The 23,671-nt window shown below is 63.0% G+C and carries 30 protein-coding genes and 1 tRNA gene; 20 read left to right on the top strand and 11 right to left on the bottom strand.

The features are described from left to right. Positions 1–499 precede the first annotated feature (499 nt). Entirely contained in the window at positions 500–1,549 is a 1,050-nt protein-coding gene (locus QCM77_RS41310; protein ID WP_279669155.1) for an acyltransferase family protein, read from the bottom strand. A 245-nt stretch (positions 1,550–1,794) separates the two neighbouring features. Here QCM77_RS41310 and QCM77_RS41305 point away from each other — a divergent pair, with 245 nt between their 5' ends. Continuing rightward, entirely contained in the window at positions 1,795–1,959 is a 165-nt protein-coding gene (locus tag QCM77_RS41305) for a hypothetical protein (protein ID WP_280096629.1), read from the top strand. 11 nt (positions 1,960–1,970) lie between these two features. Further along, complete coding sequence (locus tag QCM77_RS41300) at positions 1,971–2,351, top strand: hypothetical protein (RefSeq protein ID WP_279669149.1); 381 nt, start codon at positions 1,971–1,973, stop codon at positions 2,349–2,351. A gap of 267 nt (positions 2,352–2,618) precedes the next feature. Here QCM77_RS41300 and QCM77_RS41295 read toward each other — a convergent pair whose 3' ends face one another. Both QCM77_RS41295 and QCM77_RS41290 read right to left on the bottom strand, forming a co-directional pair. Next, positions 2,619–2,921: a hypothetical protein gene (locus QCM77_RS41295; protein ID WP_279669148.1), complete on the bottom strand. Its 303-nt coding sequence runs from the start codon at positions 2,919–2,921 to the stop codon at positions 2,619–2,621. Between the two features lie 261 nt (positions 2,922–3,182). Continuing rightward, positions 3,183–3,368, bottom strand: a complete 186-nt coding sequence (locus QCM77_RS41290; protein WP_007591378.1) for a hypothetical protein — start codon at positions 3,366–3,368, stop codon at positions 3,183–3,185. A 406-nt stretch (positions 3,369–3,774) separates the two neighbouring features. Between QCM77_RS41290 and QCM77_RS41285 the strand changes: the two genes are divergently transcribed. The 5 genes from QCM77_RS41285 (at position 3,775) to QCM77_RS41265 (ending at position 6,342) form a co-directional block, all read left to right on the top strand. After that, the gene (locus QCM77_RS41285) at positions 3,775–4,071 is read left to right on the top strand and encodes an HU family DNA-binding protein (RefSeq protein ID WP_279669147.1); all 297 of its coding nucleotides are present in this window, start codon (positions 3,775–3,777) and stop codon (positions 4,069–4,071) included. 195 nt (positions 4,072–4,266) lie between these two features. Further along, positions 4,267–4,422 carry a DUF2934 domain-containing protein gene (locus tag QCM77_RS41280; protein WP_279669146.1) on the top strand — a complete coding sequence of 52 codons (156 nt, stop codon included), beginning with the start codon at positions 4,267–4,269 and terminating at the stop codon, positions 4,420–4,422. Positions 4,423–4,837: 415 nt separating this feature from the next. Then, the gene (locus QCM77_RS41275; protein WP_279669145.1) at positions 4,838–4,990 is read left to right on the top strand and encodes a hypothetical protein; all 153 of its coding nucleotides are present in this window, start codon (positions 4,838–4,840) and stop codon (positions 4,988–4,990) included. A 571-nt stretch (positions 4,991–5,561) separates the two neighbouring features. Then, positions 5,562–5,942: a hypothetical protein gene (locus QCM77_RS41270; protein ID WP_279669154.1), complete on the top strand. Its 381-nt coding sequence runs from the start codon at positions 5,562–5,564 to the stop codon at positions 5,940–5,942. A gap of 202 nt (positions 5,943–6,144) precedes the next feature. Then, positions 6,145–6,342: a hypothetical protein gene (locus QCM77_RS41265; protein ID WP_279669144.1), complete on the top strand. Its 198-nt coding sequence runs from the start codon at positions 6,145–6,147 to the stop codon at positions 6,340–6,342. 205 nt (positions 6,343–6,547) lie between these two features. Here QCM77_RS41265 and QCM77_RS41260 read toward each other — a convergent pair whose 3' ends face one another. Next, a complete protein-coding gene (locus tag QCM77_RS41260) occupies positions 6,548–6,778 on the bottom strand; it encodes a hypothetical protein (RefSeq protein WP_279669143.1) in 231 nt (76 codons plus the stop codon). Between the two features lie 282 nt (positions 6,779–7,060). Here QCM77_RS41260 and QCM77_RS41255 point away from each other — a divergent pair, with 282 nt between their 5' ends. After that, positions 7,061–7,357: a hypothetical protein gene (locus QCM77_RS41255; protein ID WP_279669142.1), complete on the top strand. Its 297-nt coding sequence runs from the start codon at positions 7,061–7,063 to the stop codon at positions 7,355–7,357. 68 nt (positions 7,358–7,425) lie between these two features. Here the strand turns inward: QCM77_RS41255 and QCM77_RS41250 are convergent, their stop codons facing one another. Beyond that, positions 7,426–7,590 (bottom strand): hypothetical protein, encoded by a 165-nt coding sequence (locus tag QCM77_RS41250; RefSeq protein WP_015686271.1) that lies wholly within the window; start codon positions 7,588–7,590, stop codon positions 7,426–7,428. Positions 7,591–7,874: 284 nt separating this feature from the next. Between QCM77_RS41250 and QCM77_RS41245 the strand changes: the two genes are divergently transcribed. The 4 genes from QCM77_RS41245 to QCM77_RS41230 all read left to right on the top strand — a co-directional run bounded on the left by QCM77_RS41245 (position 7,875) and on the right by QCM77_RS41230 (position 10,369). Further along, on the top strand, positions 7,875–8,636 hold the full coding sequence (locus QCM77_RS41245; protein ID WP_279669141.1) for an SIR2 family NAD-dependent protein deacylase: 762 nt from the start codon (positions 7,875–7,877) through the stop codon (positions 8,634–8,636). A 198-nt stretch (positions 8,637–8,834) separates the two neighbouring features. Then, positions 8,835–9,467, top strand: coding sequence for a cold-shock protein (locus QCM77_RS41240; protein ID WP_279669140.1), 633 nt, complete (start codon positions 8,835–8,837; stop codon positions 9,465–9,467). A gap of 223 nt (positions 9,468–9,690) precedes the next feature. Then, the gene (locus QCM77_RS41235) at positions 9,691–10,176 is read left to right on the top strand and encodes a DUF192 domain-containing protein (protein ID WP_279669139.1); all 486 of its coding nucleotides are present in this window, start codon (positions 9,691–9,693) and stop codon (positions 10,174–10,176) included. A gap of 116 nt (positions 10,177–10,292) precedes the next feature. Continuing rightward, positions 10,293–10,369: transfer RNA gene (locus QCM77_RS41230), tRNA-Pro, on the top strand. A 303-nt stretch (positions 10,370–10,672) separates the two neighbouring features. Here the strand turns inward: QCM77_RS41230 and QCM77_RS41225 are convergent. The 3 genes from QCM77_RS41225 to QCM77_RS41215 all read right to left on the bottom strand — a co-directional run bounded on the left by QCM77_RS41225 (position 10,673) and on the right by QCM77_RS41215 (position 12,027). Next, entirely contained in the window at positions 10,673–10,834 is a 162-nt protein-coding gene (locus QCM77_RS41225; RefSeq protein WP_279664723.1) for an RNA-binding protein, read from the bottom strand. 309 nt (positions 10,835–11,143) lie between these two features. Next, positions 11,144–11,398: a hypothetical protein gene (locus tag QCM77_RS41220; RefSeq protein WP_279664720.1), complete on the bottom strand. Its 255-nt coding sequence runs from the start codon at positions 11,396–11,398 to the stop codon at positions 11,144–11,146. A gap of 470 nt (positions 11,399–11,868) precedes the next feature. Beyond that, a complete protein-coding gene (locus QCM77_RS41215) occupies positions 11,869–12,027 on the bottom strand; it encodes a hypothetical protein (RefSeq protein ID WP_279664717.1) in 159 nt (52 codons plus the stop codon). A gap of 313 nt (positions 12,028–12,340) precedes the next feature. Here QCM77_RS41215 and QCM77_RS41210 point away from each other — a divergent pair, with 313 nt between their 5' ends. Next, positions 12,341–12,535 carry a hypothetical protein gene (locus tag QCM77_RS41210; RefSeq protein WP_279664714.1) on the top strand — a complete coding sequence of 65 codons (195 nt, stop codon included), beginning with the start codon at positions 12,341–12,343 and terminating at the stop codon, positions 12,533–12,535. 64 nt (positions 12,536–12,599) lie between these two features. Here the strand turns inward: QCM77_RS41210 and QCM77_RS41205 are convergent, their stop codons facing one another. Beyond that, positions 12,600–13,778, bottom strand: a complete 1,179-nt coding sequence (locus QCM77_RS41205) for an OpgC domain-containing protein (RefSeq protein WP_279664711.1) — start codon at positions 13,776–13,778, stop codon at positions 12,600–12,602. A 260-nt stretch (positions 13,779–14,038) separates the two neighbouring features. Between QCM77_RS41205 and QCM77_RS41200 the strand changes: the two genes are divergently transcribed. From QCM77_RS41200 to QCM77_RS41190, 3 genes are all read left to right on the top strand, one after another. Then, positions 14,039–14,344 (top strand): ETC complex I subunit, encoded by a 306-nt coding sequence (locus QCM77_RS41200; RefSeq protein WP_279664709.1) that lies wholly within the window; start codon positions 14,039–14,041, stop codon positions 14,342–14,344. 133 nt (positions 14,345–14,477) lie between these two features. Then, positions 14,478–14,963: an Lrp/AsnC family transcriptional regulator gene (locus tag QCM77_RS41195; protein ID WP_279664706.1), complete on the top strand. Its 486-nt coding sequence runs from the start codon at positions 14,478–14,480 to the stop codon at positions 14,961–14,963. Positions 14,964–15,236: 273 nt separating this feature from the next. Next, positions 15,237–15,536 carry a DUF3551 domain-containing protein gene (locus QCM77_RS41190; protein ID WP_279664703.1) on the top strand — a complete coding sequence of 100 codons (300 nt, stop codon included), beginning with the start codon at positions 15,237–15,239 and terminating at the stop codon, positions 15,534–15,536. Between the two features lie 261 nt (positions 15,537–15,797). Here the strand turns inward: QCM77_RS41190 and QCM77_RS41185 are convergent, their stop codons facing one another. Then, complete coding sequence (locus QCM77_RS41185) at positions 15,798–16,826, bottom strand: AraC family transcriptional regulator (RefSeq protein ID WP_279664700.1); 1,029 nt, start codon at positions 16,824–16,826, stop codon at positions 15,798–15,800. A 157-nt stretch (positions 16,827–16,983) separates the two neighbouring features. Here QCM77_RS41185 and QCM77_RS41180 point away from each other — a divergent pair, with 157 nt between their 5' ends. Genes QCM77_RS41180 through QCM77_RS41165 form a run of 4 tightly spaced genes read left to right on the top strand, consistent with a single transcriptional unit; the run spans position 16,984 to position 22,673 of the window. Beyond that, positions 16,984–18,111: an isovaleryl-CoA dehydrogenase gene (locus QCM77_RS41180; RefSeq protein ID WP_279664738.1), complete on the top strand. Its 1,128-nt coding sequence runs from the start codon at positions 16,984–16,986 to the stop codon at positions 18,109–18,111. A gap of 24 nt (positions 18,112–18,135) precedes the next feature. Continuing rightward, positions 18,136–19,740: a carboxyl transferase domain-containing protein gene (locus QCM77_RS41175; RefSeq protein WP_279664698.1), complete on the top strand. Its 1,605-nt coding sequence runs from the start codon at positions 18,136–18,138 to the stop codon at positions 19,738–19,740. Positions 19,741–19,744: 4 nt separating this feature from the next. Further along, entirely contained in the window at positions 19,745–21,760 is a 2,016-nt protein-coding gene (locus QCM77_RS41170; RefSeq protein ID WP_279664695.1) for an acetyl/propionyl/methylcrotonyl-CoA carboxylase subunit alpha, read from the top strand. Position 21,761: 1 nt separating this feature from the next. Continuing rightward, positions 21,762–22,673 carry a hydroxymethylglutaryl-CoA lyase gene (locus QCM77_RS41165; protein ID WP_279664693.1) on the top strand — a complete coding sequence of 304 codons (912 nt, stop codon included), beginning with the start codon at positions 21,762–21,764 and terminating at the stop codon, positions 22,671–22,673. Positions 22,674–22,678: 5 nt separating this feature from the next. Here the strand turns inward: QCM77_RS41165 and QCM77_RS41160 are convergent, their stop codons facing one another. Further along, a complete protein-coding gene (locus QCM77_RS41160; protein WP_279664692.1) occupies positions 22,679–23,605 on the bottom strand; it encodes a dihydrodipicolinate synthase family protein in 927 nt (308 codons plus the stop codon). Positions 23,606–23,671 lie beyond the last annotated feature (66 nt).

The raw sequence follows: 23,671 nt of genomic DNA, 5'->3' as shown, positions 1-23,671 counted from the left end.
TCGATGACTTTTATTGCGGTATCTGGAATGTCCATCCCGACAGCCGGAGACGGCCCCACAGCCGCAACCGGTTTATACGCAGGTATTTCTTCAGGCCTAGCTCGGAGAGTCGAATCTTGCTTCTTCGGCAAGCTCAGGAAGGCCGCAACCAACATGCCCAAGGCAGCGAGGCCAATTAATATTCCAAACGACCGAACGATGGGATTGCTGGACCTCACCATCGAATAGGTTGCGAGACCAGCGACGGCTGCGTTGCGAGTAGATCGTTTCATGAAAAGACCCCTGAGCAGTCATCTAGTAAGGCGATAAAAACAAAATAGAATAACCCCGAGATGGTATCGAAATTCGGGATACAGTCAAAGACCCGAGTTCAATCGATACTCGTGAGCGATTTTTAAGATTACGTTGACGGCACTGGACCGCACCCCTGGAATGGGACGCGGTAATTGCGGTGACTGACTAACACCGCGCCGCCCCCTGAAACCTGCGCGGAATGTCTTCATTCCGTTCGTGCGGGGTAGGCACGCGGCCCCACCGATCTCGGTACCGCCGGCATCGATCGGCGGCTGCGCATCAGACTTATCTTGCGCCCCCAATCGAGGATCGGTGCTTCAAAGGCGATGTGCAAGGCGGCGGCGAGACCGAGGGAGAGCAGGATGCTGGCGATGATTGTCCCGGCGGTCGATAGTAGCCACGGCCCGGCAAAGCTGGCGATCAATTTCACCACCAGGTAATGGACGATATACAGCGAGTACGAGATCTTGCCGAGCCATTGCAGGACCGGTGGGAAGGATCGCCCTTCGATCTCCACGGCGACCACGGCATGGATCAGCAATGCCGCGCCAAGACCATAGGTCAGGACGCGTGCGAATTGTGGGTCGGTCGCTCCGTGCACGAAAATCCAATACCAGCCGGCCACGAACAGGCCCACGGAAACGGCCGGGATGCGGCGCGAAAAGCGCAATCGTCCGCGTCTGTGGAGATAGGCGATGACAACGCCGGCACCGAATTCCAGCACCAGCGGATGGAAGTAGATGCCGAGCTCGAGGCCGAAGACGACAGCTGGGATAACCAGGCCGAATCCAGCGAACAATATCTCGAACAGCCGGTCCGGCTTGATCGCCAGGATGACCGCAACGGCGGCATAGAAGTGCAGTTCGAAAGCGAGCGACCAGGCCGGCGCGAGGTACCAGCTCGGATATGTCCATGCGAAGATGGTTCCGAGGTCGAGCGCGGGGCGCTCGCCCGGCGCCAGCGCGATCCAGGAGGAACTGACAAACGCCGCCAGCAACACGAGCCAGTAGAGCGGAAAAAGTCGGAGGGCTCGTCTAAACGCGAAATCCAACGGGTTGGGCTGGGCCGCCGCGGTGGTTGCGATGATGAAGCCGGAGATCACGAAGAAGATGTCGACGCCGCTCGCAAGAATGGTCAGCGCGCCCTCGGCAAGCCCCGGCCCGACCATATCGGGTCGCGCACTTACCGCGTGTCCGCAGACCACCGACAGCGCAGCGACCCCGCGCATTGCCTGTACACCCGCGAAGATCCGCACCAAGCCCCGCCACGCTTATTCCAAGTGTCGGGCAATCTAGGCGAGAAATGTATTAAGGAACGGTTGCGCCGACGCGATAGAATAACCGTTGGATGCGTGGGCCCAGTGCCCGATGCCGAACCACATCCCGGTCGCCCCGGCGCGGACGAACTGCGCTGCGCGATTGCGGGTATGCACCGATCCTTCGCCAAGGCGGGGACTTGATCGCAGTTGAACCCCGGCGAAGCCCGGCGCGACCAACCGCTATGCTTCAAAGCCTGCTCGGCGCGATCGTGGAGATGCTCCTGATCGCCGCGGGGGAGGCCATCGCCAAATTGTTCGGTCTGGAAAACGCCGCCGAGCTCGCGGCGGTTATCATCGGTATCGGCTTTATCGGGATTGGCTTCACGGCCTATTTGCTTGGCCATTGAAGGGGAACGCCGTGAAGACGATCACACTGCTCGCGGTTGCGGTCATGCTGCTGGTGGAAATCTTCGGGCCGACGTCGAGCGTCGGCGGCTCGATGAGCTTCATGCTGATCTTTGTGCTCGTGGTGCTGACTGTCGCGATTTACGAGGCGTGGTCGAACAAGCGCGGCGCGATTGGATGGATCGTCAACATCTTCGCCGCTGCTTTTGGCGGCCTGGTCGCGGTTGCCCTGATCGGAATGGCCATGGACGCGATGCTGCCGTACCTTCACCTCGAAGGTTCGCTCGCCTCGTCGCAACATCCCCTGAAATATGTCGTGGTCGCAGCCATTGCGATCGTCATGGTGCTGGGATCGTGGATGCCGCTATGGGCGGTAAACCGGCTCCGTGACTGAAGAAACCTTTGGCAGCGCCGACCCGCGCGACTGATCGTGAATTGATGGCTTGCTCGTGGCCGATCCTTCGAGACGCCCGCCTGCGGCGGGCCCTCAGGATGAGGTCAGTTTTGCAGAAGCCGCGTTCCTAAACGGGCGTTCCGGAGGGAAAAATCCTCGTCTGTGATCAAAGCGCGATGAGATGAGGATGAATCATCATCGCGCTTTAGGCTGTTGTTTGAGCATGATCTTTTCGGAAAACCGCTTCGCACTTTTCCGGATCATGCTTTAGGCCGCAATCCGCTGGTCGACGGCGGCCGTCAGGTGCTTGAGCACTTCCGCGTGCTCGAGGTCGGGAACCGCGATGGCCGTGTGGCTGTAGATCGCATGGGTTCGTGAGCTTGCGATCCTGTCCAGGATCTCGCCGCCCTTGACGACGTGGAGGCCCATGCCCTCTCCGGACGGGAAGATCGCAAGCACCACGTCGTAGGCCGCGATGACGGCGCGAAGCGCTTCGGCCTTGTCTTCGGCAATGTCGACGAAAACACGCACATCGGCCGCGAGTTCACGCAGTTCGTTAAAATCCAGCACTGTGGGGATACTCCAACGCAACGATACTGCGAGGAGCTTGGCGGCGTTAGGTTACTGAAGTCTCAACGGCGCATGCCCAGTCACAGGTTTCACCATGAGGTGAACCCCGCGCGGCCGAGAAACGAGCTGGCGTCGCCGCCTGCTCGATGACTCGCCGGTACGGAAACAACATTTTGAGCGGGGAGGGACTAAGCGCGCCTCGTGCCACACGGGCGTCAGACGATACGCGCGTTACTTATACGCGTGTTACTTACACGCTGGTCACTTGGCGTATCCCTGGGAACGGAGCCACGCGATCTTGCGGTCGCCGTTGATCCAGTCGTCGGCATCTGCCTTGCTGGTGAAGCCCTTGATTTCGCGCTGTTCGCTGTCCGGGTAATCCGCGAGGATTTTCCAGTCGTTGTCTGCAATGCGGACGGTTTTGAAGGTCACTTTTGTTTTTGCCATGCCGCATTATGCAGGAGATGGCCGGAAAAGAGAACCTGCCTTGTGACGGTCACCCGCGTGGCCCGGGCGCAGACCTCGGGTCCGGCCCGATCGGACTTGCACGGCCGGTCCCGGAAAAGGCGAAAGCCCCGCCTGGGGGAAGCGGGGCTCTCTGATGGGGATGAAGCTTGGGGACTTCAAAGAGTTAGACGCCCCAGGGAGAAAATGGTTCAACCGGAAAACGGCGCAAGCTGCGGCATCTTTGCCGGGGCGTCCGGGCCCCCGCAGAACCCCTGCTTGCGTTTTAGGCCTCGATGGGTTCTAAGCCCCGTCACTTCATGAAAGTTGGCATGAATCAGAAGCGCGTTGCGCGGTTGGACCGCGTCCTGAGCAAAGCCTGCTCGCGCGCACAGAAGGAAATTCAGACATGGCGAAGATGACGAAGACTCAGTTGATTGATGCAATTGCCGAGGGCACGCAGCTGTCGAAGAACGACGTGAAATCGGTCATCGAGTACATGGCGACGGTCGGCTACAAGGAGCTCAACGAGTCCGGTGAGTTCGTCATTCCCGGCTTCGTGAAGATGTCGGTGGTGAACAAGCCCGCGACCGAAGCCCGCATGGGCGTCAATCCCTTCACCAAGGAGCCGATGCAGTACGCGGCGAAGCCGGCGAGCAAGTCGGTGAAGGCCTCGCCGCTGAAGGTGGCCAAGGACTCCGTCTAAAACGCACTTCGTCTAAAACGCACTCCATCTAAAATGCACTCCATCTAAAAGACTCAGTCTAAAATGCGCTCCGTCTAAGGCGCTGGCATTTTCGTTGCGGCGGCTTACTCTGGCGAGGCGCCGCAGCGACTGCCGGAAACGGATAAGGAACTCTCGGGCGTCATCAGGCTTTGCTTCCGAAAGGGAGGAAATCACGTGGCTGGTCTCAGCGAGCAAGAGATTCGAAACCGGGCCTATCACCTCTGGAAGGAGGCCGGCGAGCCCGCGGGCACGATGGACACCTTCTGGTATGAGGCCGAAAAGGAGCTGCTCGCCGAGCGGACCCTGCAAGGCGACGTGCCGCCCGGCTGAAATCCCAACGCCGTCAGCCAAGAGAGCCCCGTGCGTGAGCGCGTGGTTTTTCATTGCGGGCGCAAGCCGCCCGCCGGGCAAAGGCGACGCGACATGAGCGCTGGCCCGAACAGCAAAACAGCCACCCGGGCGTTACACCGGGTGGCTGCTTTGACGACTGTCCGCTCCGCGCAAGATTCCGTCGTCGCTGTCTCAACCGCCGGACGCAGGACAACGTTCCAGCCGCCGGCAAATTTGGCTTTGGCGCCAGCGGTGTCTCGAACTTAAGGTTGAAGATCCAAAAAGCAACCGCGCCGCGCCCGAAAGGTCCAAGGCCCTGAAAGGTTCAAGGCGATGTGCCCAGCGAATTTCGCGGGAGGGGCTGGACTTTCTGTTCTCATTTTGTTCTAGTGGAGCAGCTCTTTTGGAGGTGCCCATGACCGTCGAGAAACAACGCGAAGTGATCAGGCTCTGGAATCAGCTCAGGAAGCTCGAGGGTCCGGCCGCGGAAGAGCTCCGCATCCAGATCCTCGAATGCTTTTCGGAGAAGGACATTTCGGAGAAGGACACGGTGAAACGAGCGGCGTGATGAGCGTCGCGCCTCGTCGATGACAGCCGGCAACCGCGCCTGCCTTCACCGATCGTTAGCAATCGCCTTGCGCTGATTTTCTCGACTCCGATTCGTTCCCTGCGAACGAAATGGAGTCGGATGCAGAACAAGGCGTGCCTTCTGTGTCGATGCGGGACACGCCTCTCCAAACCAAGCCGGCGTGATGCTTCGCACAATCCCGTCCTCGCGTCCTGGTTACGGAATGAGGCGAGGGAGGCGCGACATGGATGCGTGCTGGTTTCATGTTCGTCGAGATCGCAAAAGTGTTTTGGTGCGACCGGCACCCGCGCTTGCGCAAAGGCAGGCCGTCGGTGCCGCAGGTGCCGCCGCGATCGAAGCCCGGCGACACGATGTGATCGCGCGCTCGTTTGCGTGCAAACGAATTGTTAAGGCTTGCCCGGCGCCGGTTTCTGCGATTCCGATTCGTTCTTTGAGAACGAAAGGCGGGCGAAGCTGGAACAAAGCCGGTCGGCAAACGCACGAACCCTGTCACCATCGTCTCGACGCTCTCCCTGTCCGGCGCTATCGTTGCTCCGGCGGCGGACGCAACATGAAGAACGGGCTTTATTCCATCCACATCCACATGCTCGACGGCGTGAAGGGCCGCGACAGCGGCGTGCTGATCTTGCGGGATGGCGTGCTGCTCGGCGGCGGGCCGTACTTCTGGTCGCGCGGCTCCTACACGATCGGCAACGGCACTTCGAAAAACGGTACTTCGAAAAACGGCACCTGGAAAGGCGAGCTTGCCACCAACCAGCATACGCCGTTCGCCGATGGCCTCACCCGGCCGCTGTTCGGCGGAGAGGAGGCGACGAGCGGCTTCTCCGGGACGTTCAGCGACGACGCGGCCGAGGTGTTCGGCACCGTGCTGGTCGCAGGCCATCGCAGCCTCGGCTTTCGCGCGAGCTTGAAGCGGCTCGCCGAACTCTGATGACGCTTGGCGAAGATGACGCTTGGCGAACTCCTAACGGAAGCTTGCCGGGAAGCCGATAACCCTATTCGGTTAGGTTAAAAGCCCAATCGCGTTGCGCTTGGCGCTACTTGGGATAGTTGTCTGGCGAAGACAAGAAACGAAAACAAGAAACGACTTTGCCAACAAGCAACTTTGCCAGAAAGAATTCGAGCACGAATTCATGACACCTTTTTCAGAACCGTCCTTTTATCAGGGCGACCGCCACACCTACCGGCGCGTCGCCATCGTCGGCACGCTGTTCTGTCTCGCTTTCGTGGTGGTCAGCTTCTCGCTGCGGCCGCAGCTCGATAACACGCGCGTTGCGGTCAAGGCCGACAGGCTGGTGCGCACGGCAGGCCAGGCGCCGCACGCGAACTAATGGTCGTCGCCGGAATTATCCGGATACGCGACACCGCGGGTCGCGAGCGCCACGAAACCGGCGTAGGCGGACAGGTTGAGCAAAACTTCGAGCCAAACGGGCATGTCGAGCCTCCTGTCGTCAAGGCAAGCTCAACGTGCGTGGGCGCTCCCCGTTCCCGGTCTGCGCGAGTTCCCGTTGCGAGTTCCCGTTTGAGAGAGGGGCGTCAGAGCGGAGAGGAGGGGTCGAGCCGCCGGCCGAGGGTCGCGACGGATGAGCTCGACGGCGTCTCCTTCAGAAACTCGGCAATGGCCCGCGCCAGCTCGCCGTCGCTCATCGGCGTCGCCGGCGGGCGTAGCGTGCCGACACCGAAATTGCGGACGATCTCGTCGTAATGATCATCGCCGGATCTGGGAACGAGCCTGCGGATACGGGCCAGCAACGCGGATATCGGCAATCTTTCCTCCTCGGCATCCGCCCCCTTGGCAGCAATGATCGTCCGCTGCCGTTTGCTTTCCGTGAAACTAAAAAACCCCGCCAGCATCGCGATGATGCTGACGGGGTCTTCGTGCTGTTGCCTCAACCCGATAGCCGAGGCTTCCGCACTTGAAGGTGCAATCGCGCCCGATCGATTTCGTTCCCCCGGTTTCGTAATTTTTTGAAGGGGGGCGGTTCCACAGCCTGCGCGCAACCATCGCGCGGCGCCAGCGTTGTCCGGCGAGACGCTAAGGAGGAGAACATGAAGAAGACATTGGCAGTTCTGGCTACCGCCGCTGCCGTCGGCGTGACCGCGATCGCGGCGCCTGCGCCCGCCGAGGCGCGCGGTCGCGGCATCGGTCCGGGCCTCGCATTCGGCCTCGCCGCCGGCGCCATCACCGCGGGTGCCATCGCCGCGTCCCATCCTTACGGCTACTACGGCTACGGCCCAGGGTATGGCTACTATGGCGGCCCGGCCTATGCTTACGGCCCCGGCCCGTACGCCTATTATGGTGACGGACCGTACTACCGCCGCCACCATTATTACCGTCACTGGTAACGGCTGAACAAATGAAAAGCCCGGAGCAACGCTCCGGGCTTTTTTCATGCGTGGTGATCAGGCTTGTCTTACGGCCAGAGCGAGGGACGCTCCACCTTGCGCGCATTGTCGAGCGTCGACACGAAATACTCTTCACGCTCGCGCTTGAATTTTTCCTGCGTGGCACGGAAGGCGGCGACACGGGCAGCGATCTCTTCGCGTTCGCGGATTTTGCGTTGTTCGTCCTCGGTCATGTCAAATCCCCTCTACACGTGAATATGTGTACCCTACCGAACCCAAGCACTGCCGCCGCAATTACGTTGAGTCGCGTCAACACATGCATTGGCGCTTCTGATTGGGGCGTCAATGGGGAGGAGGCATTGCGGGATTGTGATAAAGCGAAGGGCGGAAAAAATTGCCGACCACGTCTTGCGCGGCAGTGGATAAGAGCGTCAGCAATCTTGTCGCTTGCGCATCTTGCGGCTAGCGCAAAAGCAAATCAGCAAAGCCAATCGGCACAACAAGACGGGAGGCCGCGTTGATTGCATCGGATCTTCGCAGCGGCGTTGAACGTCTCGGCGACATGATCGCCGAAGCCAAGCGGATCGTGCCGTTCACCGGCGCCGGCATCTCGACCGAATGCGGCATCCCCGACTTCCGCTCGCCCGGCGGAATTTGGACGCGCAACCGCCCGATCCCGTTCGACGAGTTCGTCGCCAGCCGGGAGGCGCGCGACGAATCCTGGCGCCGGCGCTTTGCGATGGAGGAGGTCTTTGCGGCGGCCAAGCCCGGCCGCGGCCATCGCGCGCTCGCCTCGCTCTACCGCGCCGGCAAGGTTCCCGCGATCATCACCCAGAACATCGACAATCTGCACCAGGCCTCCGGCTTCGCCGCGGAGCACGTGATCGAACTTCACGGCAATACCACGTATGCGCGCTGCATCGGATGCGGGCAGGCCTATCCGCTCGACTGGGTGAAGCGCCGCTTCGACGACGCGGGCGCCGCGCCCAACTGTACCGCGTGCGACGAGCCGGTGAAGACCGCCACGATCTCCTTCGGCCAGATGATGCCTGAGGACGAAATGCAGCGCGCGGCCGCGCTGTCGCAAGCCTGCGACCTCTTCATCGCGATCGGTTCCTCGCTGGTCGTATGGCCGGCGGCGGGCTTTCCGATGATGGCGAAGAAATCAGGCGCGGGTCTGGTGATCGTCAACCGTGAGCCCACCGAGCAGGACGACATCGCCGACCTCGTGATCCGCCACGACATCGGCGAAACGCTCGGGCCCTTTGTCGGTAATTGAGGCAGTAATTTGATTCGCGGCCGTGCAAGCTGTTCATAGGTTCCGGCGAATCTCTTTTTTGTCTATGCGTCGCAACCGGGAGTGTTATCTTTTGAGTCGAAAGATTCGCGTCGCGTCGAATTGAGAAGATTCTCTAAAGACGCGTGATTCGGCGCCGCCATTCAGGCGGGTTGCATGGCATGTGTGGGGTCCGGGGTTATGGGGTCGTCGGACGGATTTGAGTCCAAGAAGGTAGGAGTTCCCGCGGTGGGCGAACACGGCGGTGCCGGTCGCGACAGCGCGCTCAGTCCTTTCACCGGACTCGGTGAGGGCAGCGCCAACCTCGTCGAGGTTCACGGCGTCATCAAATGGTTCGACGCCTCAAAGGGCTACGGCTTCATCGTTCCCGACAATGGCTGGCCCGACGTGCTCCTGCACGTTACCGTGCTTCGGCGCGACGGCTTCCAGACGGCTTACGAGGGCGCCCGCATCGTCGTCGAGTGCATCCAGCGCGCCAAGGGCTACCAGGCCTTCCGCGTGGTTTCGATGGACGAATCGACCGCGATCCATCCGGCGCAGATGCTGCCGCCGCGCACCCATGTCTCGGTCACCGCGACCAGCGGGCTGGAGCGGGCCCAAGTCAAATGGTTCAACCGGCTGCGCGGTTTCGGCTTCCTGACCTGCGGCGAGGGCACGCCCGACATCTTCGTGCACATGGAGACGCTGCGCCGCTTCGGCATGACCGAACTGCGGCCCGGCCAATATGTCCTGGTCCGTTTCGGGCCCGGCTCCAAGGGCATGATGGCGGCCGAGATCCATCCCGAGACGGGATCACCGGTCTCGTCCCACTAAAGCCATTTCCATTTCCGTTCCGATGAAAATCGGAACGGGGCTCCAGCTTCTTGTTTTGACGCGTTTTCTTGACGCGAACCGCTATCCACTTCGCTCGAAGACGGTATAGCTCGCCAATTCCCGCAATCGTGAGCAGAGGCGCGCTGGCTGACCGGCGCGCCTCTGGCTTTTCCGGCGACCGCCGCGTAAGGACTGCTCCAGTCCCACGCCTCGAGTGCCATCCATGAATTTCGATCGAAAGGCCGTCTTCGCCATTGCGAAGCGCTGGCTTGCCGCCATCCTCGTCATCGCTGGCGTTGCCGTCGGGAGCGCGCCCGCCGGCGCCGCCAGCTTCCAGCCGCTCGAGATCGTCACAAGGAACGGCGTGCAGGTGTTCTCGGTCGAGATCGCGACGACGGAGGAGGAGAAGCAGACCGGCCTGATGTACCGCAAGGAACTGGCTGACGGCAAAGGCATGCTGTTCGACTTCAATCCCGAGCAGGAGGTGTCGATGTGGATGAAGAACACCTACGTCTCGCTCGACATGATCTTCATCCGTGCCGACGGCCGCATCCTGCGCATCGCCGAAAACACCGAGCCGATGTCGACCAGGATCATCTCGTCCAAGGGCCCGGCCCGGGCGGTCCTGGAGGTTGTGGCGGGAACGGCGCAGAAATACGGCATCCGCGCCGGTGACCGGGTCGGCCATCCGCTGTTCGGCAGCAAGTAGGGCGGCAAGGGGGCTATTGCCCCCGTGCTGTGGCGGTCTTTTGGCAAGCTTGCTGGCGCCTTGGAAAGCTTGCTGGCGCTTTGGGAAGCGTGTATCGACAGGGCTCGCCGGACATTCGGGGTATAGCGCAGCCTGGTAGCGCGGCAGTTTTGGGTACTGCAGGTCGTTGGTTCGAATCCAGCTGCCCCGACCAGTCCCGGGCTTGAATCTCCTGGATTTTTTCTCCTAGGGTCTGACACGCACCGCGCTTTGCCGTCATCGCCGGCCGGGACGCGGCATCGCTATTTCCGGGAAATGTTGCCTCCGTGCAACCGCTGCGTCAGCTTTGCATGTTACGATCTCTACTCGGGTGTCGGGGAATGGGGAAGCTCGGGACATGTTGAAATATTTTCTGCGGGGCGGCAGTCGTCGCCTTGTCCCATCACGACGGCTTCTGCTGCTGACCTTGCGCTGAAGGCAGCTCCACCGGCTACGGTCTGCCGGCGGCGTTTCAACTTCAGAACAACAGCCAATCGGCGATGCGCCAGGCGATCCAGGCGAGGGCGCAGATCCAGCCGAGCATGACGACCCCGGCCACGCTGATGCCGCAGAGCGCGAACAGCGAGCTTCCGGCCTCCGGCACCTCGGAGAGTTTGTCAGTCGTATCAATCCGGCTCACGGAATCCCCTTGTCTTGCCGCCTGCTCTTCATTGGTCTCTGCGCGTTCGCTAGAATTCACCCGCCGCGCTCCACCTCACACGGACGTGAGACGATCTGGCTGTCCGTGCAGGCGCGTCGTCCGATCGCAGCCGCTCGCGGATGCCCGGGTGGGGAAAAAGTTGCAACTCGCGGTGCGGGGATTGGTTGCGACGCTGAGAGCGGAAATTCGCGCTGCACCGAAGGATTTTTTACAGCTCCAGCGCCTGTTCCACACACCCGCCGCGTTGAAGGAGAGGACAGGGCGCGCCATTGGGGCTGCGCCCCAAGTCTACTTGAAGTCTCCCTCGAGCGAGGTCTCCATGTCGGTCAGCGCGATTGCTTCAACCAGTGCGGCGGCGACGACGTCCCCGTCGGCCGCCACAAATTCGTCCGCCGCGACATCGGCGACGTCCTCGACATCAGCCGCGTCGTCGACGTCGTCGTCGCAATCGGCGGGGGCAAGCTCGGGATCGGGAGGCGGCGGTTCGACCAAGACCGTCGTCAGCGAGGTCTCCATCACGATCGACGGCATCACCACCACCACGATCACCTATTCCGACGGCACGACCGAGGTCCAGACCTCGACAAGCGCGCAAGGCGGCCAGGACAGCCAAGGCAGTCAGCCGGGGCAGACCTACAACGCCCAAGGCGCGCTCAGTGCCAATGGCAACGACGCATCAAGCAGTGCGTCCAGCGCAAGCGCCGGCGTCTGAGCGAACCTGATCGCCGGGAAGGGCACGCGGCTTACTGCGCCCTGAAACCAGGGCGAGCCGACGTCCCAAGGCTCTCAAAGCCCCCTCCAAACCCTCGGCACTCATTCTTTACGCAACGCGACTTCCGCGCGATTTTTCAAGGCATTGGACTGGAGCTGCCGGCGCAGAATTTGAAAAGCTTCGTCGAACCTTTGGCCGTCGCGATAGACATATGAGTGTTGGGGGATTTCAGCGCCCAATGCCTAACGGACGCCGCCAAGCGATGATATTCCGCTTGCGCGGCGTTGCGCTTTTGCAAGCATCAATTCGTCGCGTACCAGCCGAACGGAAATGGCAGGAACGGCCAGGCCACCTGATTGTCGTTGGCGACCTTCGGCAGTTCCTGCGCCGGCATCTTCGCGAGCAGCGCAGGCGGCGTCGATCGCAGCGCCAGGCGCAGACATGCACATTGCAAATTCATCGTGGTCGTCCCAGCCCATCAATAGTTTCAAAATTCGTGTCAGCTCAGAAATCACCGTGCGTGCGTGCTCAAAACGGCGCGCTCATTCTCAAATCGTGCATCCAGTCTAGAAAAATTGACGCCCGCTTTCAACCGGTCTTGCTGCGCCGTCCCGAGAAGTAAGGTTGATCGGTTAGGTTAAGGACGAGCGATTGTTGCGGCCGGCCTGGCGATCGTTATCAGATCGGTCCCGGCGCGCGACCGACTGCCTGAAATTCGTGCTCACACGAGATCACAGTTCGTCGCGGCGCTCGTATCCTGTGAGTTCTGCATCATGTCTTTCGATCGCAACGTCCGAACCGTCGGTCCGCAGGCGAGCTGGACCGAGATCTGGCACCTCTGGACCGTGCTCGTGCCGCGCCGCTCCATCAACGGGCAGCTCGTTTACGGCAAGGTCTGGCGCCGCCACGACGGCCGCGACTGGATCTACAAGAAATTCACCGAATTCGACAGCGAAGCGGCGGCCTGAAGCGGCATCGCTGCCTTCCGGCGCGGTATCGCTGCCGTCCGGCGCGGGTACCGCTGCCGTCCGTTCAAGCGGACTTCGCTGCCGCTGTGGCCGCCGGCTTGGGCGGCGGCGGCTTCAGCGGCTTGTCTTGCCTCTTCGACCACGAGATGTAATAGGCCACCGTCGTCATGATCGCGATGCCGGCGACGCTGACGAAGATCTGCGCGAACAGCGAGCCCGAGCTCATCGACAGCTCGAAATGTCCGACGAAGGACAGGAATACGCCGACGCAGAACACGGCGAGCGATTGCTGTCCGCAAACGATGATCGGATCGAACCCTTTCCATTCCAGGCCCGGCCAGTCCTTCGGCACGAAGCGGATCACCAGGATCACGATCACGACGAAGTGGATGAAGCGGTAGGGCGCAAGGTTGGTCTTGTCGTTCGGGTTGAACGCCGAGAACAGCCATTCCGGAAACATGCCGCCGAGGGTCGGGAAGCGGCCGGCCATGGTCATGACCAGCGCAAACAGCATGTAACCGAGACACAGCCACAGCGTGACCGGTGCGTTGATCAACGCCATCGAACGCCGCGCGCCGCCCATGGCGCACCAGGCGCCGAACACGAACAGCACCTGCCAGCAATAGGGGTTGAAGTACCACTGGCCGGCCGGATAGGCGTTCAGGTTCAAGCCGAAATGGCGCGCGGTCAGCCACAGCACGATGGACAGGGCCATCGTCAGGTCAGGCTTGCGCAGCATGAACCAGAGCACCGGCGGAAACAGCCCCATCAGCACGATGTAGAGTGGCAGCACGTCGAGATTGAGCGGCTTGAAGCGCAGGAACAGGCCCTGGCGCAGCGTCTCGGTGGCGTTGTCGACGAGGCCGGCGACGTTGAACTCGTTGATCATCTCGGAATCGCCGAAGCGCAGCGCCAGATAGCTGATCGAGGCGATGTAGATCACGAACAGGATGATGTGGGCAACGTAGAGCTGCCAGACCCGCTTGGTCAGCCTTGTGGCGCCGACGAGGAAGCCGCGCTCGAGCATCATCCGCGCGTAGACGAAGGAGGCGGTGTAGCCGGAGATGAAGACGAAGAGGTCGGCGGCGTCGGAAAAGCCGTAATTGCGGGTGGTGATCCAGTTCACCACGTTGTCGGGGATATGGTCGAGGAAGATCGCCCAGTTCGCGATGCCGCGAAACAGGTCGAGCCTGAGGTCACGGCCCTTCTCGGGGAGCGTGGCGTTGATGTTCAGGAAGGACATGCGACGGGAGCTTTCGGAGGGGACGGACAGGTCGGCGTCAACGAGGCTGGGCCGCCGGGCGAGATCCCGGCGCGGAAGGCGGGTACGCAATTGTCACGGTGCAGCATAATGATTATACCCGTCGGCGAGCGACCCTCGGGGCCGGAATCACCGATCAGTTCCCAAAAGGTGTCTCTATACTATGCCCGCGGTTTCCACCAACTGCTACCGTGACGCATCGAAATCGAACGAAAAGACGAAGAAGAGGCCCGGACCATCCCATGACCGCACGCATTTTCAAGCCCGCCAAGAACGCGATGCAATCCGGCCGGTCGATGACGAAGGAATGGCAGCTCGACTATGAGCCCGAGCAGCCGCGCGCGGTCGAGCCGCTGATGGGCTGGACCTCGTCCGGCGACATGAAGCAGCAAATCACGCTGCGCTTCCACAGCAGGGAAGAGGCCGTCGCCTATTGCGAGCGCAAGGGCATCGCCTACCAGGTGATCGAGCCGCAGGAGTCGGTGCGCCGGCCGGCCGCGTATGCGGACAATTTTTCGTTCCGGCGCGGCGAGCCCTGGACGCACTGAGGTCGGGCCTTCCGACCAAGACTCTCGTCATACCGGGTCATGACGCCAGGACGCGCCTGCCGTTGAACCCCTTGGCAGCGATTTTGCCGCGTGCTTCGCTGCCTTGCGTGACGGGCTCATGGCGAGGTGGGGTATGGCGGGGCGTGACCAGCTCGACGGCGTCGATCTGAAGATACTATCCGAGTTGCAGCAGGACGGGCGGGTCCGCAACAACGAGCTGGCGCTTCGCGTCGGCGTGTCCGGGCCCAACTGCGTGAGGAGGCTGAAATCGCTGTTCAGCCGCGGCGTGATCCGGGCGATCCGTGCCGTCATCGACGAGCGGCTGCTCGGCTACGAGGTGGTGTCGTTCGTCTCGATCCAGCTCGGCAGCCAGGCTCAGCCGGTGCTGGAGGCGTTCGAGAGCTCGATCGCCGCGATCCCGCGCATTCAGCAGTGTTGGCGGATTTCGGGCGACACTGACTATCTTCTCAAATGCGTGGCGCCGAGCGTCGAAAGCATGCGCCAGCAGCTCCTGCATTTCGCCGCGATGCCGAACGTGAAGAATGTCCGCAGCTTCCCGGTGCTGGGGGTGGCGAAGGATGTGCCGCTGCCGTTGCAGGGGATCGCTGCAGCAGGATAGATCGGCAGCGACGCGTCCCAAAACGTGGCTCGCGCAACGAGATCCAAAAATCCGAAGGCGCGGGGGTGATTCCCTTACCGGAATACAGGTTCGGATAAGAGGGACAAAAAGATTAGTAACTCACCTAACTGTGACATGTGATTTGGGAAGTCCTGCAATGCGCCGAGCCGTGATTGCCGGTTCATGGCGTCCGCCTACATGCGAGGCGTGAACCTCAGCCTGCGTCGCATGCCGAGGCCTCTTTTGTGGGACCCTGAAGCAGGAAAAGACAACATGACCTCGATCTCGAAGACGTTCGTCGCATCCGCTGCGACGCTGTTTGCATCCGCGTTTCTCATGATGGCCGCGCCGGCCGCACAGGCAGAAGAATACTGCATCACCAACGGCGCCCAGGCCGCTCATGGCTGCGGCTATCCGACGATGGAAGCCTGCCGTGCCGCGGCCGGCGGCATCGGCGGTTCGTGCTCGCAGAGCGGCGGCGCGAAGAGCACGAACGACTCTCTCGCCTATCAGCCGAAGCAGACGCACTCGCGCACCAAGCTCCGTTCCGGCGGGCAGGCCAACTCGAACTAACGCAAAAAAACTGGCGCTCGAAATCGAGGCCGGTTTCGAGACATTGCGGCCTCCGGGTTTGATCCCGGGGGCCGTAAATTTATGACATTGACGTGACGCTGCGCGTCGATGCATGGCGGTCGATTTCCTTGTGGCCATCCTTCGAGACGCCCGCTTTGGGCGGGCTCCTCAGGATGAGGTCTCGTCGCGAGGTGGAATGTCAGACCCTCATGGTGAGGAGCGCCGCCTTGCGGCGCGTCTCGAACCATAAGGCCCTACGCCTCACCGATACCGGCCGCGAAACTCGCGCGGGGAGGCGCCGGTCCAGGTGCGGAAGGCGCGGGAAAAGCTCTTCTCGTTGCGGAAGCCGGCGATCTCCGCAATCCGCTTGATCGGGGTGCGGCCGCGCATCAGCTCCTGCTTGGCGAGCTCGAACTTTGCCTCTTCCTTGAGATCGCGCAGCGAGGTTGCCTCCTCGCGCAGGCGCCGGTGCATGGTGCGGGTGGAGAGCGCGAGCTCGCTCGCGACATCCTCGGCGCCGAGACTGCGTCCGCGCGCATTTCGCAGCACGCGGCGGACGCGCTCGACCAGGAGCCGGTCGCGCCGGTAGGGCAGCACGGTCAGCCGCAGCGCGCCCTTGAGCATGTTGTCGAGATCACCGGGGCTGCGGGTGAGCGGCAGCGAGAGATAATGCTTGTCGAAGATGATCGAAGCGCGGTCCGCATCGAAGCGGAGAGTCCGGCAAAAGATGGTCGGATAGACCGAGATGTGGCCGGGCTCTGGGTAGGGGAATTCCCCGGCGCGGAGCGCGATCCTGGAATCGACCGCCCAGCAGGAGAAGCCCAGGACATAGCGGAGCAGGGTGACCAGGCAGAACTCGCGCAAAGGCCCGAGGTCGCGCAGCTCGCGGATGGAGACGATTGCGGTGTCCTCGCCGACCGCGAGATCGAGCAGCACGTCCTCGGTCAGCAGGCGATGATGCCGGCACCAGCGCTTGAGTGCGACCTCCAGCGTCGGCGCCGTGATCGAGGCGCGGCACAGCATGCCATAGGTGCCGAAGGGGAGCCGGCGCGAGAACCAGCCGAGTGCCTCGTCGTCGAGCTCGCGCATGGCATGGCCCGCCAGCGCCTCGAACTGGCCGGCCGTGACCCGCCCGTCCGGAGAATTGACAAGGTCTGGCGCTACCTGACCCCGGCTCAGCGCCTCCGTGGGATCGCGACCGTACCTTGCGTAGGCGGCAACCACGCCGCGGACGAAGGCGGCCGGGGTCACGGCGCGGCGCGGGATCGCGGTGGCGGCTTGAAAGGGCATCGGAAATCCTTTGGGAAAATCCTCGCCAAGTTTGGCGGAAAATGCAACCTTTTCGACCGCAGAAGGGCCCTGATGCCGCTAGGTTCGGTCCCCAAAATACGGAGGAATCGCCGTGAATATCCCGAGCATCGATTTCGATCTGGGCGAAGACATCGGCATGCTGCGCGATACGCTGCGCGCCTTCGTGGATGCGGAGATCGCCCCGCGCGCCGCGGAGATCGAAAAGGCCAATTTGTTCCCGGCGGACCTCTGGAAGCGCCTCGGCGACCTCGGCCTGCTCGGCATGACAGCGCCGGAGCAATATGGCGGCTCCAACATGGGCTATCTCGCCCATATCGTCGCCATGGAGGAGATTTCGCGCGGCTCGGCTGCGATCGGGCTGTCCTACGGCGCCCATTCCAACCTCTGTGTCAACCAGGTTCGCCGCAACGGCAACGACGCGCAGCGGCAGCGCTATCTGCCAAAGCTGATCTCCGGTGAATATGTCGGCGCGCTAGCGATGTCCGAGCCCGGCGCCGGCTCCGACGTGGTCTCGATGAAGCTGCGCGCCGACAAGCGCGGCGACCGCTATGTGCTCAACGGCTCGAAGATGTGGATCACCAATGGCGGCGACGCCGACGTGCTCGTGGTCTACGCCAAGACCGATCCGGAGGCGGGCCCGCGCGGCATGACCGCCTTCCTGATCGAGAAGGGCTTCAAGGGTTTCACCCACGGCCAGCATCTCGACAAGCTGGGCATGCGCGGCTCCAACACCTATCCGCTGTTCTTCGACGAGTGCGAGGTGCCGGCAGAGAATGTGCTGGGTGAGGTCGGTGGAGGCGTCAAGGTGCTGATGTCCGGCCTAGATTACGAGCGCACGGTGCTGTCAGGTGGCCCGCTCGGGATCATGGCGGCCTGCATGGACGCGGTGGTGCCCTACATGCACGAGCGCAAGCAGTTCGGCCAGCCGATCGGCGACTTCCAGCTCATGCAGGGCAAGCTCGCCGACATGTACGCGACCTGGCAGGCCACGCGCGCCTATGTCTACGCAGTAGGGCGCGCCTGCGACCGCGCCGATCACGCGCGCAGCCTGCGCAAGGACGCCGCCGCGGCGATCCTTTATTCCGCCGAGAAGGCGACGTGGATGGCGGGCGAGGCGATCCAGGCGCTGGGCGGGGTCGGCTACACCAGCGAATTTCCGGTCGGACGTCTGTGGCGCGACGCAAAGCTCTACGAGATCGGCGCCGGCACCTCAGAAGTCCGGCGCATGCTGATCGGTCGCGAATTGATGGCCGAGACGGCTTAAAACCTTCACGCAATTGGAATCAACATGCCGCTCCATTCCAGCATCGATACGTCTTCATCGGACTTTGCGCGCAATTCCGAGGCCATGCGCACCCTCGTTGCGGACTTGCGCGAAAAGCTGAGCCAGGTTGCCGGCGGCGGCGGCGAGGTCTCGCGTAACCGCCACACGTCGCGCGGCAAGATGCTGGCGCGCGAGCGCGTCGACCTGCTGGTCGATCCCGGCACCGCGTTCATGGAGCTGTCGCCGCTCGCGGCCTATGGCCTCTATGGCGGCGACGTGCATTCGGCAAGCGTCGTCACCGGGGTGGGGCGTATCTCGGGCCGCGAATGCGTGATCGTCGCCAATGATGCCACCATCAAGGGCGGCACATATTACCCGATGACCGTGAAGAAGCATCTGCGCGCTCAGGACGTGGCGCGGCAGAACAATCTTCCCTGCGTCTACATGGTCGATTCCGGCGGTGCCTTCCTGCCGCTGCAGGACGAAATCTTTCCGGACGAGCGTCACTTCGGCCGCATCTTCTACAACCAGGCCCAGATGTCGTCGCACGGCATCCCGCAGATCGCGATCGTGATGGGCTCCTGCACCGCCGGCGGCGCCTATGTCCCCGCGATGTCGGACGAAAGCATCATCGTGCGCAATCAGGGCACCATCTTCCTCGGCGGCCCGCCGCTGGTGAAGGCCGCGACCGGCGAGGTGGTGAGCGCCGAGGAACTGGGCGGCGCCGACGTGCATTCGCGGCAGTCCGGCGTGACCGATCATTACGCCCAGAACGACGCGCACGCGATCGGCATCGCCCGCCGCATCGTCGGCACGCTGAAGCCATCGGCGCGGCCGAACCTCAACATGCATCCGCGGCGTGATCCGCTGTTTGCGGCGGAGGAGATCTACGGCGTGGTGCCCGTCGACGGCCGCAAGCCGTTCGACGTGCGCGACATCATCGCGCGCGTCGTCGACGGCTCGGAGTTCGACGAGTTCAAGAAGCTCTACGGCACGACGCTGGTGTGCGGCTTCGCGCATATTTTTGGCTATCCGGTCGGCATCATCGCCAACAACGGCATCCTGTTCAGCGAGAGCTCGCTGAAGGGGGCGCATTTCATCGAGCTGTGCTGCCAGCGCGGCATTCCGCTGGTATTTTTGCAGAACATCACCGGCTTCATGGTCGGCAAGAAATACGAGGCCGGCGGCATCGCGCGCGACGGCGCCAAGCTGGTCACGGCGGTCGCGACAGCGTCGGTGCCGAAATTCACCGTCGTGATCGGCGGCTCCTACGGCGCCGGCAATTACGGCATGTGCGGCCGCGCCTATTCACCGCGCTTCCTGTGGATGTGGCCGAACGCGCGCATCTCGGTGATGGGCGGCGAGCAGGCCTCGATGGTGCTGAGCCAGGTCCGCCGCGACAATATCGAGGCCAAGGGCGATAGCTGGTCGCAAGAAGACGAAGAGACATTCCGTAGCCCGATCCGCGCGCAATATGAGAGCCAGGGGCATCCATATTATGCGACCGCGCGGCTCTGGGACGACGGCGTAATCGACCCGGCCGACACGCGCCTCGTGCTCGGCCTTGGCCTCTCGGCGGCGTCGAATGCGCCGATCGAACCGACGAAATTCGGCCTGTTCAGGATGTGATGCGATGGACCGCTCAAAGCTCTACCGCCGTTTTCGCACGCTCCTGATCGCCAACCGCGGCGAGATCGCCTGCCGCGTCATCCGCACCGCGCGCGCCATGGGCCTGCGCACGGTCGCTGTCTATTCCGAGGCGGACCGCGACGCGATGCATGTCGCGCTCGCCGACGAGGCCGTGCTGCTCGGGCCCGCACGGGCCCGCGACAGCTATCTCAACGTCGAGCGGCTGATCGAGGCCGCGCGGAAGACCGGCGCGGAGGCGATACATCCCGGCTACGGCTTCCTGTCGGAGAATGCCGAATTCGCGCGGGCTTGCTTCGATGCGGGGTTGGTCTTCGTCGGCCCGACCGCCGGGATGATGACGGCGATGGGCTCGAAATCCGGCTCCAAGGCTTTGATGGAGAAGGCCGGCGTGCCGCTGGTGCCCGGTTATCACGGTGAGGCCCAGGACGATGCGACGCTGGCGAAGGCGGCCGAGAAGGTCGGTTTCCCCATTCTGGTGAAGGCGTCCGCCGGCGGCGGCGGCCGCGGTATGCGTGTGGTGCGGTCCACAGAAGAACTTGGGCCTGCGATCGTCAGCGCGAAGCGCGAGGCCAAGGCCGCGTTTGGCGACGACCGCATGCTGATCGAAAAATATGTCGATAACCCCAGGCATATCGAGGTGCAGATCATCGGCGACAGCCACGGCAATCTGCTGTCGCTGTTCGAGCGCGAATGCACGCTGCAGCGCCGGCACCAGAAGGTGATCGAGGAGGCGCCGTCGCCGACGCTCAATGCGGCCCAGCGCGAAACAGTATGTGCCGCCGCGCGAAAGGCGGCGGGGGCCGTCAACTATGTCGGCGCCGGCACCATCGAGTTCGTCTCCGACGGCAAGGACGTGTTCTTCATCGAGATGAACACTCGTCTCCAGGTCGAGCATCCCGTGACCGAGCTCATCACCGGCATCGATCTGGTGGAGTGGCAGCTCCGCGTCGCCTTCGGCGAGGCGCTTCCCTTGAAGCAGGACGAGATCCGCCTCAACGGCCATGCGGTCGAGGCGCGCGTCTACGCGGAAAACCCGACCAGGAATTTCATGCCGTCAGTGGGCAAGATATCAACCTGGCGTCTGCCGGCCGAAACCGGGGGCCTGCGCATCGACGCCGGCTATCGGGAGGGCGATACGGTCTCGCCGCACTACGATGCGATGCTGGCAAAAATGATCGCCTGGGCACCGACGCGGGATGTCGCGATCGAGCGGCTGAACCGCGGGCTGGAAGAGTCCGACGTCCGCGGCATCGTCACCAATATCCCGTTCCTGTCGGCGCTGATGACGCATCCGAAGGTGAGGGCGAACGCGGTCGACACCGGCTTCATCGAACGCGAGCTGGCGGTCTTGACGCAGGCCACGCCGGCGCCAGGCGATCTCGAACTCTGCGCCGCGGTCGCCGCTGTGGTCAACGACGAACGGCAAGTCGCGCAAGGCGACGCGAATTCGCCGTGGCAGACCTTTGGCTGGATGCCAGTCGGCCGCCGTCAGCGCAACTTTGCGTTTCGTGTCGGTCATGGTGCTGGTCATGGGCCTGAGCTGAAAGTCACCTTGAACTATGGCAGCGGCCCGTCGACGCTCGTGATCGGCGAACGCGAGCTGGCGTTTGCGATTGCGCCAAAGGATGGCGGCTTCGATCTCACGCTCGACGGCATCAAATCGTCCGTGGCGGCCGTGATCGACGGCCATGAGCTGTATTTGCGCACGCGCAACGGCCGCTTCGACCTGCACTGGGTCGACCCGTTCGGCGGCGAGACCGAGGAGCACGCCGGCGAGGACAAGATCGTGGCACCGCTGCCGGGTACCGTCGTTGCCGTGCTGGCCGAGGAGGGCGCCAAGCTCGAGAGGGGCGCGCCGATCCTCACGCTGGAAGTGATGAAGATGGAGCAGACGCTGCGCGCGCCCTATGCCGGCGTGCTGAAATCGGTCAAATGCAAGGTCGGTGATATCGTCCAGGAGGGCGTCGAGCTAGCCGTGGTCGAGGCTTCGGAAGAGTGACATGAGCGACCAGGTCCGCATCATCGAAATGGGGCCGCGCGACGGCCTCCAGAACGAGAAGACGGCAGTCAGCGTCGAGGCCCGGATCGCCTTCATCGAGGCTCTGGTCGCGGCCGGCCTCAATACGGTCGAGGTCGGTGCCTTCGTCTCGCCCAAGGCGATCCCGCAGATGGCGAGCTCGGACGCCGTGCTGCGCGGCGTCAGCCACGAGACCGGTGCCGAATTTCACGTGCTGGTGCCGAACGAGAAGGGCTACGAGGCCGCCCGCGCCGCAGGCGCGAAAGTCGTTTCCGTGTTCGCCGCTGCCTCCGAGGGCTTTTCGCGGGCCAACATCAATTGCACGGTCGCGGAGTCCATCGAGCGCTTCAAGCCGGTGCTGGCGCGCGCCAAGGCCGATGGTGTCGGGGTACGCGGCTATATCTCCTGCGTGCTGGGCTGTCCGTTCGACGGCGAGATCAAGCCGAAAGCCGTCGCCGATCTCGCCAACGCGCTGTGGGAGCTCGGCTGCTACGAGATCTCGCTCGGCGACACCATCGGGGTCGGCACGCCGACCAAAGCCAAGGAGATGCTGCGCGCGGTCAGCGCCAACATCCCTCCCGCCAATCTCGCGATGCATTTCCACGACACCTATGGCCAGGCGCTCGCCAACCTCTATGCGGGGATGGAGGAGGGCGTCCGCGTCATCGACGCCGCCGCCGGCGGCCTCGGCGGCTGTCCCTACGCGCCGGGCGCGACCGGCAACGTCGCGACCGAGGACGTCGTCTACATGCTCGAGGGCATGGGGATCAGGACCGGCGTCGATATGGACCGGCTGCTGGCGGCCACCAATGAGATCAGCGGCTTGCTCGGCAAGCCGCCGGTGAGCCGCGTGGCGTCCGCGCTGAACGCCAAGCGGAAGCGCGCGGCGACGTAAGGCGCCTACGCTGCCTTCAGGCCCACATCCGGCAGGCGCGGCCGGTTCTTGAGCGCCTTGACCATCATCGCCTCGACCTCGGCCTTCTCTCGCGGCAGCAGCGCGAGGCGGGGCGGGCGGGTCAGCGCGGTGCCGCGGCCCATGATGTGCTCGCACAGCTTGATGCACTGGACGAGGTCCGGCCGTGCATCCAGATGCAGCAGCGGCATGAACCATTCGTAGAGCGGCATGGCTTCGGCATAGCGCCCCGCCTTGGCGAGGCGAAACAGCGTCTCGCCCTCGCGCGGAAAGGCGTTCGACATGCCGGACACCCACCCCACAGCACCCATGGCGATGCTCTCGACGATGACGTCGTCGAGTCCTGCGAACAGCACGAAGCGGTCGCCGACCATGTTGCGTGTGTCGATGAAGCGCCTTGTGTCGCCGGAGGAATCCTTGAAGCAGACGACGGTCTCGACGTCGGCGAGAGAGGCGAGGATGTCGGGGGTGACGTCGTTCTTGTAGATCGGCGGATTGTTGTAGAGCATCACCGGCAGGTCGGTCGCGGTGGCGACGGCACGAAAATGCGCGGCGGTCTCGTGCGGCTTCGACGAATAGACCAGGGCCGGCATCACCATCACGCCGTCGATGCCGATGCGCGCGGCCTCCTTCGCTGTCTCAACCGCGAAGGCCGTGGTGAATTCGGCGATGCCGCACAGCACGGGCACGCGGCCGGCCGCGACGGACTTCGCCGTCTCCATGATCGCGACCTTCTCCTTGCGCTCCAGCGAGGTGTTCTCGCCGACCGAGCCGCAGACGATCAGGCCGGAGACGCCGTCGCGGATCAGCCCGTCCATCACTTTGGCGGTTGCGTCGATGTCGAGCGAGAGATCGTCATGGAATTGCGTGGTGACGGCCGGGAAGACACCTTCCCAGGAAACACGGCGGCTCATGGTTTGACTCCGAATGGATTGTGCCGGCGGGGGGCTGGATCCGCCGGGTGTTTTGAAGGGGGATGG

This window comes from Bradyrhizobium nivariense (assembly GCF_029846695.2).
In the GTDB taxonomy this organism is placed as follows: Bacteria; Pseudomonadota; Alphaproteobacteria; order Rhizobiales; family Xanthobacteraceae; genus Bradyrhizobium.
This window is presented reverse-complemented; position numbering and strand designations above follow the sequence as displayed.